The sequence below is a fragment of the Hymenobacter cavernae genome, assembly GCF_014641455.1.
GTDB lineage: Bacteria > Bacteroidota > Bacteroidia > Cytophagales > Hymenobacteraceae > Hymenobacter > Hymenobacter cavernae.
This window is the reverse complement of record NZ_BMHT01000001.1, coordinates 37,384-52,590: the sequence shown is the minus strand read 5'-3', so window position 1 is coordinate 52,590 and position 15,207 is coordinate 37,384. Positions and strand designations below refer to the sequence as shown.

13 protein-coding genes are annotated in these 15,207 nt (G+C 55.0%); 5 read left to right on the top strand and 8 right to left on the bottom strand.

Going from position 1 to position 15,207, the window contains the following annotated elements; translation table 11 throughout:
* Positions 1-257: 257 nt before the first annotated feature.
* The 3 genes from IEX74_RS00235 to IEX74_RS00225 all read left to right on the top strand — a co-directional run bounded on the left by IEX74_RS00235 (position 258) and on the right by IEX74_RS00225 (position 3,059).
* Positions 258-1,514 (top strand): carboxypeptidase-like regulatory domain-containing protein, encoded by a 1,257-nt coding sequence (locus tag IEX74_RS00235; RefSeq protein WP_188809825.1) that lies wholly within the window; start codon positions 258-260, stop codon positions 1,512-1,514.
* 123 nt (positions 1,515-1,637) lie between these two features.
* A complete protein-coding gene (locus tag IEX74_RS00230) occupies positions 1,638-2,687 on the top strand; it encodes a glycoside hydrolase family protein (protein ID WP_188809824.1) in 1,050 nt (349 codons plus the stop codon).
* A 102-nt stretch (positions 2,688-2,789) separates the two neighbouring features.
* The gene (locus IEX74_RS00225; protein ID WP_188809823.1) at positions 2,790-3,059 is read left to right on the top strand and encodes a hypothetical protein; all 270 of its coding nucleotides are present in this window, start codon (positions 2,790-2,792) and stop codon (positions 3,057-3,059) included.
* A gap of 166 nt (positions 3,060-3,225) precedes the next feature.
* Here the strand turns inward: IEX74_RS00225 and IEX74_RS00220 are convergent, their stop codons facing one another.
* Positions 3,226-3,942 carry a 3-ketoacyl-ACP reductase gene (locus IEX74_RS00220; protein WP_188809822.1) on the bottom strand — a complete coding sequence of 239 codons (717 nt, stop codon included), beginning with the start codon at positions 3,940-3,942 and terminating at the stop codon, positions 3,226-3,228.
* Positions 3,943-4,133: 191 nt separating this feature from the next.
* On the bottom strand, positions 4,134-5,903 hold the full coding sequence (locus IEX74_RS00215) for a thiamine pyrophosphate-requiring protein (RefSeq protein ID WP_188809821.1): 1,770 nt from the start codon (positions 5,901-5,903) through the stop codon (positions 4,134-4,136).
* 251 nt (positions 5,904-6,154) lie between these two features.
* On the opposite strand from IEX74_RS00215, the gene IEX74_RS00210 reads away from it, so the two are divergent.
* The gene (locus IEX74_RS00210) at positions 6,155-6,841 is read left to right on the top strand and encodes an HAD family hydrolase (protein WP_188809820.1); all 687 of its coding nucleotides are present in this window, start codon (positions 6,155-6,157) and stop codon (positions 6,839-6,841) included.
* 11 nt (positions 6,842-6,852) lie between these two features.
* Positions 6,853-7,731: an urease accessory protein UreD gene (locus tag IEX74_RS00205; protein WP_188809819.1), complete on the top strand. Its 879-nt coding sequence runs from the start codon at positions 6,853-6,855 to the stop codon at positions 7,729-7,731.
* 222 nt (positions 7,732-7,953) lie between these two features.
* Here the strand turns inward: IEX74_RS00205 and IEX74_RS00200 are convergent, their stop codons facing one another.
* From IEX74_RS00200 to IEX74_RS00175, 6 genes are all read right to left on the bottom strand, one after another.
* A complete protein-coding gene (locus tag IEX74_RS00200; RefSeq protein ID WP_188809818.1) occupies positions 7,954-8,706 on the bottom strand; it encodes a GAF domain-containing protein in 753 nt (250 codons plus the stop codon).
* Between the two features lie 238 nt (positions 8,707-8,944).
* Positions 8,945-9,697, bottom strand: a complete 753-nt coding sequence (gene ureG, locus IEX74_RS00195; RefSeq protein ID WP_188809817.1) for an urease accessory protein UreG — start codon at positions 9,695-9,697, stop codon at positions 8,945-8,947.
* Between the two features lie 119 nt (positions 9,698-9,816).
* A complete protein-coding gene (locus IEX74_RS00190) occupies positions 9,817-10,497 on the bottom strand; it encodes an urease accessory protein UreF (RefSeq protein WP_188809815.1) in 681 nt (226 codons plus the stop codon).
* 117 nt (positions 10,498-10,614) lie between these two features.
* On the bottom strand, positions 10,615-12,330 hold the full coding sequence (ureC, locus tag IEX74_RS00185) for an urease subunit alpha (protein ID WP_188809813.1): 1,716 nt from the start codon (positions 12,328-12,330) through the stop codon (positions 10,615-10,617).
* 959 nt (positions 12,331-13,289) lie between these two features.
* A complete protein-coding gene (locus IEX74_RS00180; protein WP_188809811.1) occupies positions 13,290-14,024 on the bottom strand; it encodes an urease subunit beta in 735 nt (244 codons plus the stop codon).
* A 256-nt stretch (positions 14,025-14,280) separates the two neighbouring features.
* Positions 14,281-14,886 (bottom strand): urease accessory protein, encoded by a 606-nt coding sequence (locus tag IEX74_RS00175; RefSeq protein WP_188809809.1) that lies wholly within the window; start codon positions 14,884-14,886, stop codon positions 14,281-14,283.
* Positions 14,887-15,207: the final 321 nt, after the last annotated feature.

Genomic DNA, 15,207 nt, shown 5'->3' with positions numbered 1-15,207 from the left:
CTGCCGAATACGCAATTGCGCGGCTGCAAGGCTAACCTGCCCATAAGCTGGCATTGTTCTGGTGCTCGGTTTTGCCGCGCCGACCGGGTCGCGCTGCTGCGCAAAACCTAGGTTTCTGCAGCGTTCAGGAAACCTGGGTCAGCTACTTTTGCGCCGCCAGCCATATGGAGCCGGCACGAATGCGCGTTATCAACTCTCGAAACCTTTCATTCTAACGAATCCTAGCCTTGACTATCAACACCATCCGCTTTGACTTTATGCCGTTGCTAAAACGCTGGGGAAAGTGCGCCGCGAGCGGCTGCGCTGCCCTGGTTCTGCTGCTCACGCTCAGCCACGCGGCGCAGGCTCAGTACCAGGTGCGCGGCGTGACCTTGGACAAGGAAACCAACCAGCCGCTGCCGTTCGTCAGCATTGCCGTGAAAGGCACCACGATGGGCACGGCCAGCAACGAAAACGGAGAATTTAGCCTGAACCTACCTTCGCTGCCGCGCACGCTGATTGTGTCGGAAATCTCGCACGTGCGCGATACGGTGCGCGTGACCAGCGGCGACAAACCGCTGCAGATAGCTTTGGCTTCGGCTTCCATTACGCTGCCGGAGGTGAAAGTCGGTAGCTATGCCTTCCAGCTCGCCGACCGCGCCTACGAGCAGATGCGCAAAAACTACAGCCAGAAGTTCTACGGTAAGGCCTTCTATCGGCAGGTGACGCGCATCGACAACGAGCCCACCGAGATTCAGGAAATGGTGTGGAACGTGAAGTCGAACAACTCCCGCATCGAGGGTACCAGCATTGCGCAGGGGCGCTACGCGGCCAAGCAGGCACTCATGAGCTTTAAGGATTTCTCCTTCTACACCAAGGTGTACGGGCTCTACGATCCGGCCATGGACAGTACTACTTCGTTGTCGCTGCTGAGCCCGAACACGGTAAAGAATTACTACCTGGAGATTGTGGGGATTCTGGAAAGAGGGGAGGGCGGCATCGCGGAAATCTCGTTCGAAACCCGGCCGGAGGTGAAGAATTACTACGCGAAAGGGACGATCTGGATCGACGTGGATACCTATAAAGTAGAGCGCTTCCGCATGACAACCCCGAATTTTTCGGGGCAGTCGAATAATCCGGCATTCAAGTTCAAGGACAAGGAGATGCAGATCGACATGACATTCCAGAACACGCCGGACGCTGCTTCGCCCCTCGATCATATCAAGACGACCCTGAACTTCGTGATTGAGCGGCCCGGCCAGACGCGCACCAAGATGAACGTGTCGGCCTTCACTTTCTTCTACGACACCAACCAGACGCCCACCAACATCGAGTACGCCCGCGCCTCGCGCGACACCAAAGACCTCGACGACATCCGAAGCGTGAAGTACGACCCCGAGTTCTGGGCCAACAACGCTGTAGTAAAGCGCACGCCGGTGGAAGATGAGGTCATTAAATCATTCGAGCAGAAAGGCGCTTTCGGCACCATGCTCCCGCCCAAGCCCGCGAAGGCGCCCACCCGGAAATTGCAGTAGAACATGTAGCGCGAAGCGGGAGCTTGGCTAACGCCTTCCTACGGTTCGCGCTACATTTCTTCAGGGCGCTGAGTTGTATAGGCAGCGGTAGCGTACGAAATTGCGCCTCTATACTTTGTGCTTATGAACTCCTCTCTGGCTTATTTGCTGCTTTTCTTACTGCCACTGAGTGCATTAGCACAGAAAACTTCGGTTACGTCAACCCAGAAGAAGCCCGCAGGAAAGCTAGCTCCTAAGCCGCTGTACCAGGACCCGGTTTATGACGGCGCCGCCGACCCGGTTATTATCTGGAATAAGAAGGCGAAAAAGTGGTTTATGCTCTACACCAATCGCCGGGCAACAGATAGCACCGCCAAAGGCGTGACGTGGGTGCACGGCACGCGCATCGGTATTGCCACCTCGCGCGACGGCGCCCACTGGACCTACCGCGACACGGCCAATATCGACTACCGTCCGAAGGCTGGCTACACGCACTGGGCGCCCGATGTGGTGGAAGATAAAGGCATCTACCACATGTTCCTGACCTACGTGCCGGGCGTGTTCACCGACTGGAATCATCCGCGCAACATCCTGCACCTGACCAGCAAAGACCTGCTCAATTGGCACTACGAAGCCACTTTGCCGCTGGCCAATGACAAGGTCATCGATGCCAGCGTGTATCAGATGGTGAACGGAATGTGGCGCATGTGGTACAACAACGAGAAAGACGGGAAGTCCATCTACTACGCCGACAGCCCCGACCTCTACCATTGGCAGGATAAAGGCCTGGCGCTCAAAGAACGCGGCGAAGGTCCGAAAGTATTCTGGTGGAAGGCGCAGTACTGGATGATTATTGATAAATGGCAGGGCCTGGCAGTGTACAGCTCTACCGACTTGGTCAACTGGAAAGCGCAGCCTGAACGCCTGCTGGAAGCGCCCGGCACCGGCCGCGACGACCAGGCCATCGGCGGCCACTGCGACGTGGTGGTGAGCGGCGACCGGGCCTACCTCTACTACTTCACCCACCCCGGCCGGGCAAAGGCCAAACCCGCCCCCGAAAACAGCACCGCCGCCAAACGGAGCGTGATTCAGGTAACGGAGCTGCGCTACCTGCGGGGAAGAATCACCTGCGACCGGAACGCGCCTACCTACGTGAAGCTGCTGCGCCCGGAGAAGCAGATAAGCGGTTATTAGCCTCAAAATCAAAAAGCTAGGTTGGCGATAAAGGCGAACGAGCAGGATTGGCGCGATTTTGATATAGAAGCGCTCGACATGCTTTATCCTTTATCCCCAGCGATGGAACAAGATTACGACAATCCTATTGCTCGCTTTCAGGTGGGTCAGCCCATCATCTGTGTGAATGCCAAGTGGCCGACGATGGTTGCCACTGCCAACTTACAAGTACCTGCGTCGGGCGCCGTGTACCACATTCGGGCTATCGAGCCAAAACCCTGGGGGTTCGGCTTGCTCCTGGCAGAAATCAGCAACCCTATTATGAAGCTTAGCAGCGGCCGCGTCGCCGAGCCCAGCTTCGACGAAGACCGCTTTATGCCCGTTTTAGATTAGTCTGTATAACCTAGGTTGTATAAACAGTAAATAAAAAGAACATCATTCCGAGGCCACGAGGAATCTCGCGTGCAACGGTAATCCTGATAAGTGGAGTTACTACTGCACGCGAGATTCCTCGTGGCCTCGGAATGACGTTCTTTATAATAGGTTGGTTTAAAACAGACTACGGATTCGTAGACCACATGCCGGCTTCCTTAATGAAGATGCGGCGGTTTAGCTTGAGCTGAGCGATGATGAACTCGGCCAGATCTTCCGGCTGCATCACTTTCTCGGGGTTGCCATCGGTAAGCTTGTTGCTGATAGCTAGCTCCGTAGCTACCGTGCTGGGCGTGAGGGCACTTACGCGGATGTTGTGCTTGCGCACTTCCTGCATCAACGATTCCGTGAGGCCCATAACCGCAAATTTGGAGGCGCTGTAGGCGCTAGTTACGGCCGCGCCACGCTGCCCGGCAGTGGAGGAGATGTTGATGATGTCGCCGGTCTGGCGCTCAATCATCTCCGACAGCACGGCCCGCGTAGCGTAGTACACGCCCATCAGATTCACCTGAATGATCTTCTCCCACTCGGCCGGCTCCATTTCCAGGAACTTGCCGAAGGTGCCGATGCCAGCGTTGTTGATCAGAATATCAATCGGACCTAGGTTCTGCTTGACCTGCTCAACTGCTTGGTTTACAGCTTCTATGTTGGCCACATCAGCCGTTACAATAGCGGCTTTTACTCCTAGCTTTCGTACTTCGTCGGCTACTTCGGTCAGCTGGCTTTCGGTGCGGGCCAGCAGGCCCACGTTCACGCCTTCGGCAGCGAGTGCCAGCGCCACGGCCCGCCCGATGCCTTTGCCGGCGCCCGTTACCAAGGCATTTTTGCCTTTTAGTGATTCCATATTCTGTTTTGGTAAGTCTTAAAACAGGCTTTACAACCTGGTTTGTGCGCGAAGGTTTATCAGGATGTAGCGCGAAGCTCCTGCTTCGCGTATCGTTGAACGACAATCGCTGCTATAACCTAGGTGCAAGTCGTGCAACGATACGCGAAGCAGGAGCTTCGCGCTACATGCTAACGGTGCGCGCTATATTCTTACAAGCCAACGGCGGTTTTCAACGCATCACCTAGGTGCTCGGCCGCGCCGGTGTCGCCGTGCACGATGGCGGAGGCTAGCTTGGGCGCGTACTTCATGGCCACTTTCGCGTTGAAGACCAGCACTTCCGGGTCCGTAAGGGCTTCTATCACCACGGGGCGCGTGGCTTGCAGGGCTTTTTGCCACGCGGCTTCCACCTGATCGGGGCTGTCGATGCTGATACCAATAAAGCCCAGCGACTCCGCATACTCGGCGTATTTGAAATCGGGCAGGTCCTGCGACTCGTGGAACTTAGGCTCGCCCTGCATCAGGCGCTGCTCCCAGCTCACGAAGTTCAGGTCTTTGTTGTTGAGCACCAAGATGATAATCCGAGGGTCGGCCCACTGGCGCCAGTAGCGCTGAATGGTGATAAGCTCCTCATTACCATTCATCTGCATGGCACCATCGCCGGCGAAGGCAATAGCGAGTTTATCGGGGTGCGCAAACTTAGCGGCAATGGCATACGGCACCGCGCAACCCATCGTCGCCAGCGTACCCGACACCGAAAACTTCATACCCGGCCGCATTCGAATGTGTTGCGCCATCCAACTGGAGCTGGAGCCGGAGTCGGCCGCCATGATAATATCATCAGGTAGCAGCGGCGAAAGTTTCTCAAAAACCAACCTAGGGTTAAGCGGATCAGCTTCTTCCGCGGCCGACTTTTCGATCAGCTGCCACCACTCCCGCACATTCGCCTCGATCTGCTCGCGCCACGAGCGGTCTTCTTTGCGTTTTAGCAAGGGCAATAAGGTGCGGAGTGTTTCGGCGCTGTCGCCGGTGAGCGGCACCTCCATCGGGTAGCGAATGCTCAGCATCCGGCCATCAAGGTCAATTTGCACGCCGCGGGCCTGGCCTTCTTTGGGGAGGAATTCGGCGTACGGAAAGCTCGACCCAATCATGAGCAGCGTGTCGCAATTCTGCATCATCTCGTGCGAGGCATTGGTGCCGAAAAAGCCAATGGAGCCGGTTACAAAAGGCAGCTCATCAGCCAGCACCGATTTACCTAGGTAGGCTTTCGCCACACCCGCACCGAGCACATCGGCTACTTGCGTCACTTCCTGCTCAGCATTCTTGGCACCGATGCCGATGAGAATAGCCACCTTCTTGCCGGCGTTCAGCACGTCGGCGGCTCGTTGTAAATCAGCGTCTTGCGGCAGCACGCGGGGCGTTAAGTAGCCAATGCCGGAGTGAATCGTCTGGTGCTCGTGCTTGGGCTCCTCGTAGGTTAGCTCCTGCAAATCGTTGGGCACGATAACGCAGGTAACCGTCCGCTCGGCCTTGGCAATGCGCACAGCCCTATCGACTAGGTGGCGCACCTGGCTAGGTTCGGTGGCCATCTGGATGTATTCGCTGGCTACGTCTTTGAACAACGACATCAGGTCAACTTCCTGCTGGTCGCTGCCACCCAGCGAGGTCCGTGCTTTCTGGCCCACGATGGCCACCACCGGCTGGTGGTCGAGCTTGGCGTCGTACAAACCGTTGAGCAAGTGAATGGCGCCGGGGCCGGAAGTAGCCATGCAAACGCCTACTTCGCCCGTGAATTTTGCGTGAGCACACGCCATGAGCGAGGCCATTTCCTCGTGCCGCACCTGAATAAATTCGACCTTGTCCTTAGCCTTGCGCAAGGCGCCCATTAGGCCATTGATACCATCACCCGGATAGCCAAAGATTCGTTTAACACCCCAATCCGACAATCGCTGAATCAGGAACTCGCTTACCATTTGTGACATGAGAAAAGCGCTTTTGGGAGGTTTTAGTTGAAAGTGGAGGCAGTAGCTGGTTCGCTGTCAGTCAGGTAAGCTACGAACCAGAGCCTACGGCCCAGCCTACGAAGAGTTAGACCAGAAGCTAGGTTATCTTGGCGAAGCTCGACGGTATAGCTTGCCTGCAAAAAGCTATTTGTAACATCTGGTAACCCAAGCATAACCGCCAATCCTACTTTGGGGCGCTACGGATTGACGCCGCCGGCTTACCTTCGCTTATGGCTTATTCTCTTTTGCTGTTCGATTATGATGGTACGCTGTGCGATTCACGCCAGGCCATTTATCACAGCCTTCAACAGTTTTTCCTGACGTACAACCTGCCCACGCCGCCCGAGGCGGATGTTCAGCGCACCGTCGAAATGGGGCTGTCGGCGCCCGTGACGCTGCAAGTGCTACAGCCCACGGCCACGCCCGCGCAAATAATCGAGTGGGTTCCGATCTACCGCGGCATCTATGCCGAGCAGGGCGAGCCTTTGGTGAAGCCGTTTCCGGGTGCCCAGCAGGTGCTGGCTCAGGCCGCCGCGCAAGGCTTTACGCCGGTGGTATTCAGTAACAAAGGCAGCCGCGTGCTGGAAGCTTCGTTGGAACGCTTTGAGATGCTGCCGTTTATATCGTTACTGATCGGCGACGGCAGCTACCCCGATAAACAGCTGGAGCTGAAACCTAGCCCTATGATCTTCCAGCAGATCATCCAGCCGCACTTTCCCGAGGTGCCGCTCGACGAGATACTGATGATTGGCGACACGCAGTCGGACCTGCTGTTTGCCCGCAATTGCGGCATTGATTCGTGCTGGGCCAGCTACGGCATGGGCGATGCCGCCGAGTGTCGGGCGCTTGGGCCAACCTACGAAATCAGTGGGCTGGCCGAACTAGACGCGGTGCTGCAAGGCAAAACGGTTTCGTAGAAACCTAGGTCATGCAACCGCAAGCGCTTGTTAATAAGCCCGTAACGGAGTGGAGTGAGATTGAGGTAGCCACCGTGCGCGGCAAGTCGGCGCTGATTACCTGCAAAAATATTCAGCCGCTCAAGATTCTGAACCCCGGCTCGGTGGCTGCGGGTTGCTACGTCGTGCTGTCGAGCTACGGCGGCGGCATGGTAGCCGGCGACAAAATCTGGCTGCGGCTGCATTGCCAAGCCAATACCCGGCTGTTGCTCAGCACCCAGGCCAATACTAAGATTTTTCGGTCGGTAGATGGCGCCGTGGCCGAGCAGGTGCTGGTAGGCGAGCTGGTCGGCAACGGGCTGGCCGTGGTATTTCCCGACCCGGTTGTGTTGCAGGAAAACAGTCGCTACCGCCAGGTGCAGCACTGGAACCTAGGTCCTGGCTCTTTGCTGCTGGTGGCCGATTGGCTGCACTCTGGCCGCATGGATAGCGGCGAGAAATTCGCGTTCGACTCCTATTGTTCGGAGCTGAAAGTCAGTGTTGCCGGTCGCCCTGTCGTGCTCGACCGGTTCGTATTCAACCCCGACGAGCACATCGCCACGTCGCCGGCCAACTTCGATCAGTACCAAACGGTGTTGTCGCTGTACTTGGTGGGCAACCCGGATGATGCTCGTTTCGTGTTACTTGCGGAAGCCCTCATGGCGCTCAAGATGCCGGAAAGCACCGAGCTGCACTTTCAGATGACGGCCAAAGACTACCTCGTTTCCGTGTCGAAGGTGAAAGAGGGTGTGTACCTGGCTCGCGCTTTGGCCAAGAGCCGACTGGCGCTTGATCCGCTCATTAGCCAGCTTATGCAAGCGCTGGCTCGGGAGGAGTTGTTTGGGTACAATCCTTTGAAAAGGAAGTATTAGCAACGTAGGGAGGAAGCTGGCAAACAGCTTAAGCAAAGCGGAGTGTTGGTAGAGATTCCCGCCCAAAAAGCTAGCGCCAGAACGATGTAGAGACGCAATATTTTGCGTCTCATCGTTGAACGATGGTATTATCTATAGTCTACTAATCACCTAGAATGACCTAGGTAAACAACATCAGCAACGAGAGACGCAAAATATTGCGTCTCTACACTCGCCGACGTTCTAAGCCACTCCCATTCTTGCGCTTCCGGTGTTAAGCTGGGCGAAGGCGATACTTATCTCACGATCAATCTCTTGCGTAATGAGTAGGCGCTCTTCGTGCATGGAGGTGCGGTAGGAGCGAGCCGCGGGAGTTTCCGGCGAGGCTTCCCACTGCGACAGCGCCGTGAGGGTGCCGATGCGCTGGATGGAAAGCGCAATACGGTGGTGAATGGCCTGCCACACGGCCGGTCCTTGCTCCGGTTCGTGTTCCAGGGCCAGTTGCAGATCCAGGATGCGCATGGACACGGCGGCCAGCCGTTGAAGCTCCAACTGATCCTCCGCCGAGAAGGCGCGGGCCTTCTGGTCAATCAGGCACAACACGCCAATGGGCTGGCCGGCCACCGTCTGGAGTGGGTGACCGGCGTAGGCTCTTACGCCGCGTTCTGCCAGCAGCTCGGGGCGTACCCAGGAACAGGGAAAAAGCTGTAGATCAGGGAGAACCGTGGTGCCGGGCTGGTACACTGCGGTGGCGCAGATACATTCTTCGCGAGGAAGCGAAGCGGCCAGGTTCGGCAGCCCGGTGGTGCCGGCATGTATGACGTCATCGGCATCTACCAGGGAGAGAAGCACGGTGGGCGCCAGGAAGATCTTGGCAGTTAAGCGGGCAACCTCCTGATACACTTGCTGGCGGCTCTGCACCATCGCCTGGTAGGGGCGTAAGGCTGATAAGCGCTGCTTCTCAGTGTCGGACGATGAAACTCCTTGCAATAGCATAGGCACGAAATGCAATTTTGCTATTAAAATATGAAAACCTTTTAACAGCTAAGCCCGTATAACGCGCCGCCATTTTCGGATTCATCTGCCACAAAATTCGCGCCTATTACAGATAAGCTCAAGCGCTAAGTGCTTAAAAATGTGTTTACTATATAGTATTATGCAGTAAAAAAGCTCCGTAGAAATAATCTACAGAGCTTATGCTTGGTTCGTTTTGGGACAGGGGTATGCAGGCCTCTTACCGCCTGTCTTCGCGCACCGACTGCAAGGCGCGTTCTTTGGCCGTCTTAATATGGTCGATAATGGCCTCCAGATTGAAGCCGTGCAGGGCGCGGGCAAAGACAAAAGGGCCTTCGCCCCGCATCTTTTTCGAGTCGCGCTCCATCACACCTAAGTCGGCATTGACCATCTCGGCCAAGTCTATCTTGTTGATAACCAACAAATCAGCTTGCGTAATGCCGGGCCCGCCCTTGCGCGGTATCTTGTCGCCGCCCGATACGTCGATGACGTAGATGGAGTAGTCGACCAGCTCGCGGCTGAAGTGCGCGGCCAGGTTGTCGCCCCCGCTTTCCACAAACAGGAAATCGAGTCTATAATTGAAGCGCTGCATGAGGCCTTCCAACGCATCCATATTCAACGAAATATCTTCCCGAATAGCCGCGTGCGGGCAGCCGCCGGTTTCCACGCCCACAATACGGTCTTCACTCAGGGCGCTGTTGCGGATCAAAAATTCGGCGTCTTCGCGGGTGAAGATGTCGTTGGTCACCACACCTAGCTCGTGGTCGTTGCGCATCCGCTCGCACAGGGCTTTCAGCAGCGCCGTTTTGCCGGTGCCCACCGGCCCACCGATACCCACGGTAAAAGCGCGCTTGCGAAAGTTGCGGTAGGAGGGCAGGCGGCGGGTTTCCCGCTCGTTGTAGTCGCCGGGCGACTCCAGCACCTCGTGGGAGTGACCGTGCAGCAGCAAAGCTAGCTTGTCGACAAAAGCCATCTGTCTGAAATTTTGAGTGTTGAGTTTTGAATGTTGAATTGGGCTAAATAGAGCACCGCGCCTTCTGCGTCTCCTCTGCGGCTTCTGCGGGAACCCTCGTCAGAACGTCAGTGAACTGCTTAATTCTGAAAGAGTTTGGAATAAATATCCTCGTGGAAAACCTGCGCTGTATCCAGCAAAAAAGCCGACCTCGAAGCCTCCAGGTACTCTTTGGCAGAATAGCGAGCCAGCAGTTCTTCAAAGATGGAGTAGAAATCGTGCTGCAACTGATGGCCAGCCATTGGCCCCACAAACCCTAGCCGGATGGCCGCGCTGAGCTGGTCGCGCAGGGCCATGTGGAGGAACATGGTTTGCAGATTGGGTACAGAAAAGCCAGCGCGGGTCAGACCCAGGGCAAATACCAGGGTGAAATGTAGCGGTAGCTGTTTGTCTGAAAACCAACCACCTAGGTTCCGTAGCTGCGCCGCGGGGTAAAACGATTCGAGCAGCTTCAGCCAGTTTTTGCCCTGCACAAGACTGGCCCGATGGATCGTCGGCACGAGTAGCATGGCGTCGTACGCTTCCACGATGTCGCGCAGCTCCGGACCTAGGTCGGATGAACCTGGCTTTCCGCACGAATTAATAAACGGCAGCTCCATGCTGGCAACTTGCTGCAAGTAGGAATACAGGTAGTTGCGCAGCCCAAACGGCGTCTTGAGCAAACCAAAGGTGATGCTGCTCTCCAACCCATAGGAATACGCAAACGAGCCCGTCGGAATGGCCGAGTCGACGAGGTGAAGCAGGCGAGCAAATTGGGTCATAAGGCGGTCGTAGCGCGAAGCTCCCGCTTCGCGCATCGTTGAACGACTGAAGCTAGGTGCCGTTCCAACGATTATCGTTCAACGATGCGCGAAGCGGGAGCTTCGCGCTACATTGTTCTAAAACAGATTATACAACTGCCCCAGCGGCAGCTTCGTGGCTGGCTCACAGGTCAGGTGCACGCCGTCGACGGTCACTTTGTACGTCTCCGGGTCAACTTGAATGTTGGGCAAATAGTCATTCAAGGCCATATCCTTCTTTGACACGCTACGGCAGTTTTTAACGCCTACTACTTGCTTCTGCAAGCCATAATGCTGCTGCACGTGTGCCACCGCTGCCTGCGAGACAAAGATCATCGAGGTCTTACCAATCGCTGGCCCAAACGAGCCGAACATGGGCCGCGAAAAGTACGGCTGGGGCGTCGGGATGGAAGCGTTGGCGTCGCCCATTTGCGACTGCACGATGATGCCTCCCTTGATAATCATCTCGGGGCGCGAACCGAAGAAATGCGGTTTCCACAGCACCAGATCGGCTAGCTTACCTAGCTCCACGGAGCCGATTTCCTCCGAAAAGCCATGGGCGCGGGCCGGGTTGATGGTGTACTTCGCCACGTAGCGCTTCACCCGGAAGTTATCGGCTTGGCCGTGGGCATCTTCGGGGAGCAGGCCGCGCTGCTGCCGCATTTTGTGGGCCGTCTGCCAGGTGCGCGTCAGCACTTCGCCCACGCGGCCCATGGCCTGCGAATCGGAGCTGATAATGCTAAGCGCACCTAGGTCGTGCAGAATATCTTCGGCGGCAATCGTCTCGCCGCGGATCCGGCTTTCGGCGAAGGCCACGTCTTCGGGGATGTTGTTGTCGAGGTGGTGACACACCATGAGCATGTCGAGGTGCTCGTCGATGGTGTTCACCGTAAAGGGCCGGGTCGGGTTCGTAGACGACGGAATAACGTTCGGCTCCCCGCAGATTTTGATGATGTCAGGGGCGTGGCCGCCGCCGGCGCCCTCGGTGTGGTAGGCGTGAATCGTGCGGCCTTTGAACGCGGCAGTAGACGTTTCTACAAAGCCGCTTTCGTTCAGCGTATCGGTGTGAATGCACACCTGCACGTCGTACTGGTCGGCGATGGTGAGGCACTGGTCGATGGCTGCGGGCGTGGTGCCCCAGTCTTCGTGCAGCTTGAAACCTAGGGCACCAGCCTCTACCTGCTCAATCAAGCCTTCGGGCTTGGAGCTGTTGCCTTTGCCTAGGAAACCGAAGTTCAACGGGTAGGCTTCCGTGGCCTTCATCATCATCTCGATGTAGAATGCGCCCGGCGTGCAAGTAGTGGCTGTGGTGCCCGCCGCCGGCCCGGTGCCGCCGCCCACCATCGTCGTGACGCCGGAAGCTAGGGCCTCGTTGATCTGCTGCGGACTAATGAAGTGAATGTGGCAGTCGATGCCGCCGGCCGTCAGGATCTGGCCTTCGCCGGCTACCACTTCTGTCGTGACGCCCACCACCATGCCGGGTGTCACGCCGGGCATGATGTGAGGGTTGCCGCCTTTCCCAATCCCGCTGATACGGCCGTTTTTGATGCCAATATCGGCTTTGTAAATGCCAGTATAGTCAATCACTAACGCATTGGTGATGAGCATATCCAGTGCATCGGCCTGCGACACGCCCGCTGCCTGTCCCATGCCGTCGCGCAGAGTTTTGCCGCCTCCGAACTTGCACTCCTCCCCGTAGATGCAGTAGTCTTTTTCGACTGCCACGATCAGGTCGGTGTCGCCGAGGCGCACTTTGTCGCCTACCGTGGGGCCGTACATATCGGCGTAAGCGCGCCGGTCGAGGGGGAGAGACATAGGCAATGTGTTTTCTTTCTGCGTCTGAAAGCAATTAGATGATTGTTCAATTCAGTAATTATAACCGATGTTACGCACTGCATTGGCTGATTGCCTAAAAGAGTTCTTTTCGAAGTAGAAAAAGCCGCTTTCCTGCACGTATGAGCTATGAGTATGTAATATCAGTTAGTAATTTTAATGATCTAAGCTTGCCTATTTTGATAAATTTTGTTATAGATAATATAAAGTATATTAATGATAAAACCTACTATAATAATATTAATTGAATACACAAAAGGATTGTATTCTCCTTGCATACTCGCTTCTTTCATGTTCAATATCCATGGTAGAAAGTCATTTTTAATTGATTTAAATGAAGATGGTTCTAATATCAATCTTTCACAGAGAATGAGTATATTGACCAAGTATAATAACCCAAATCCTAATTGAACTCTTTTTTTGTATAACGCAACCCTAACAAATAGAATTAAAGATAAAAATATTAATAAAGGGCTAAACAAAAAAAATAAAACTTGAACCATAGCCGCGTCTGATATATCAAGCAGAACTGTGTTTAGATCGGTAATCAGCATTGCCTTGTTATTTCAATTAGATGATTGTTTAATTCAATATTTATAATAACTCTATTTAATTCTCTAATTTGGGACTAGCACCACTGAGTCCAGCGAATAGAAGAATCAATCCACAGGCAATGATTGATAGCATCACATATATTAAGCCTAGGTAATTACTTCTTTTTATGTAGCAGAAAACAAAGCCACTGATACATAAGGTAAAAACAGGTAGGCTCCATAAGGCCAAAGCTTCATTTATCTCAAACCAGCGATTAGGTTGTTGTTCAATTCTAGTTAGCCAAGCTAGGATTGGGAGAAAGTAAAAAACGCTTACTGCTAAAACTAGAGGTGTAATCCAGGTGTAGAACGTGCTAATCAGTTTGGATCGGTTCATAACTTGATTAATTATCGAGCTAACTTTTCCATTGCCGCTGCTTTATTCTCCTCTCCCAACTTACCATCAATCAACCCATTCCCACCATACACAATCTTTTCTCCAGCTAGCGCTACCAGCGTCACGCGCTTCCGCTCGCCGGGCTCGAAGCGCACGGCGGTGCCCGCCGGGATATTGAGCCGGAAGCCGTACGCCTTTTCGCGGTCAAATTGCAAGGCTAGGTTCGTCTCGAAGAAGGGGTAGTGCGAGCCAACTTGCACTGGCCGGTCGCCCATGTTGACCACTTCTAGCTCCACGGTGGCGCGGCCTTCGTTCAGGATGATGTCTTCGCTACCGAGCAGGTACTCGCCGGGAGCGGCGTTGATGAAGTTATCGGGTGAGGGCGTCTGCGGCTTTTTGGTGAGGCCGGAGCCGTAGAGAGCTAGCTCGGGCGAGCCTTCTTCGCGGCAAATGGGGTGGTGCACGGTCACGAGCTTGGTGCCGTCGGGGAAGGTGCCTTCTACCTGCACTTCCACCAGCATGTCGGCCACGCCCTCCAGCACATCCTGCCGACCTAGGATCTTCTTGCCTTTGTCCATGAGCACCGCCACCCGCTCGCCGTCGCGGATAAACTCCAGCAGCTGCGTCGCGAGCAGCGCCACGGCTTCGGGGTAGTTTAGCCGCAGGCCGCGGGCATAGCGCTTCTGGGCCACGAAGCCGGCTTGGTGCAGCACGAGTTTGTCGAGGTCTTTGGGCGAGAGATGCATTTTGGAAGTGTTGAGTGGTGAGTTTTAAGTGTTGAATGATAATCAACGAATTCGAAAATGCCTATTTAGAACGTCCTGCTGAGCTGGCCGAAGCATCTCTCCCGCTTCGCCAGAGCGGCGCGGTAAGCTCGTTCAATAGCCCAGGGTTTAAACCCTGGGCTACGGAGCGGAACAAGTTATACAATCAGCAGAGAGGCAATGAAGCGGGAGAGATGCTTCGGCCAGCTCAGCAGGACGTTCTTTAGTAGCCTAGCTTTCAAAACTTAACATTCGCATAGACCATCCAACTGCCGTAGCCGATGCTGAGCAGGGAGGAAATGACAATGACGGTGCTGGTGAGCACCCGGCTGATGCGCATGCGAGGCGTGAAGGGAATATTCATGAGGGCCGCCGCCCCAAACATACCTACCACCGAACCTAGGCCGAAGACTAAAATATAGGCAAGAGCTTGTAGCGGATCAGGTAACTCGCTCATTACCAATAATACTAAAGCTCCGCTGCCTGCCAGTCCGTGCAACAACCCAATGGCGTAGGCAAAGCTGTGCTGGTACTTCACCTGCTGACCTAGGTTGAAGTTGGCTTTGTTTGTGAGGCGCCCGATGCCCATCGTAATCAAAAGCAGGCCTACCGCCGCTTCAAAGTAGCCGCTTTGCAGAAAGGTGACTTTGCCCAGCATGATAATGCCTCCGAAAATCACCAGCGTGGTGGTGTGGCCTAGGCCCCAATACAAGCCATCCTTCACCGCCAGCAGCATGTTGTCGCGCTTGGCGACGAGCTGGCTTACGGCGAGCAAATGATCGGGCTCGAAGGCGTGGCCCATGCCGACTACGAACGCAAATAGAATGGGTAGTAAAGCCTGCATGCAGCGGAAAAAGCGAAAGTCAGTGCGGCTAAATATAGGAGATGTTCGGGCAGAATGGCTGCTATTGAACGAGGTAGGAACGCGCCACGGCGCGTTCGTCAGCTGCGCCGCTGGAACGATGGGCGGACGCTTGCCACGGGTCGTTCAACGATTGAACGCGCCGTGGCGCGTTCCTGCAAACCCAGAAAAAAACAATAAAACAACCTTCAAAAACACGTTAGAGACTGTAGTTGTGTTTCTGGTAAATATCTTAAAAACAAACACTTGCTTAAATAAAAATCCACTTTTGAAATAGTAACAATAAACAGAAATGATTTTCGA

Bases quoted from the DNA above. Each gene is read 5' to 3' on its own strand.
- IEX74_RS00235 (WP_188809825.1), top strand. From the start codon at position 258: ATGCCGTTGCTAAAACGCTGGGGAAAGTGCGCCGCGAGCGGCTGCGCT.
- IEX74_RS00230 (WP_188809824.1), top strand. From the start codon at position 1,638: ATGAACTCCTCTCTGGCTTATTTGCTGCTTTTCTTACTGCCACTGAGT.
- IEX74_RS00225 (WP_188809823.1), top strand. From the start codon at position 2,790: ATGGAACAAGATTACGACAATCCTATTGCTCGCTTTCAGGTGGGTCAG.
- IEX74_RS00220 (WP_188809822.1), bottom strand. From the start codon at position 3,942: ATGGAATCACTAAAAGGCAAAAATGCCTTGGTAACGGGCGCCGGCAAA.
- IEX74_RS00215 (WP_188809821.1), bottom strand. From the start codon at position 5,903: ATGTCACAAATGGTAAGCGAGTTCCTGATTCAGCGATTGTCGGATTGG.
- IEX74_RS00210 (WP_188809820.1), top strand. From the start codon at position 6,155: ATGGCTTATTCTCTTTTGCTGTTCGATTATGATGGTACGCTGTGCGAT.
- IEX74_RS00205 (WP_188809819.1), top strand. From the start codon at position 6,853: ATGCAACCGCAAGCGCTTGTTAATAAGCCCGTAACGGAGTGGAGTGAG.
- IEX74_RS00200 (WP_188809818.1), bottom strand. From the start codon at position 8,706: ATGCTATTGCAAGGAGTTTCATCGTCCGACACTGAGAAGCAGCGCTTA.
- ureG (WP_188809817.1), bottom strand. From the start codon at position 9,697: ATGGCTTTTGTCGACAAGCTAGCTTTGCTGCTGCACGGTCACTCCCAC.
- IEX74_RS00190 (WP_188809815.1), bottom strand. From the start codon at position 10,497: ATGACCCAATTTGCTCGCCTGCTTCACCTCGTCGACTCGGCCATTCCG.
- ureC (WP_188809813.1), bottom strand. From the start codon at position 12,330: ATGTCTCTCCCCCTCGACCGGCGCGCTTACGCCGATATGTACGGCCCC.
- IEX74_RS00180 (WP_188809811.1), bottom strand. From the start codon at position 14,024: ATGCATCTCTCGCCCAAAGACCTCGACAAACTCGTGCTGCACCAAGCC.
- IEX74_RS00175 (WP_188809809.1), bottom strand. From the start codon at position 14,886: ATGCAGGCTTTACTACCCATTCTATTTGCGTTCGTAGTCGGCATGGGC.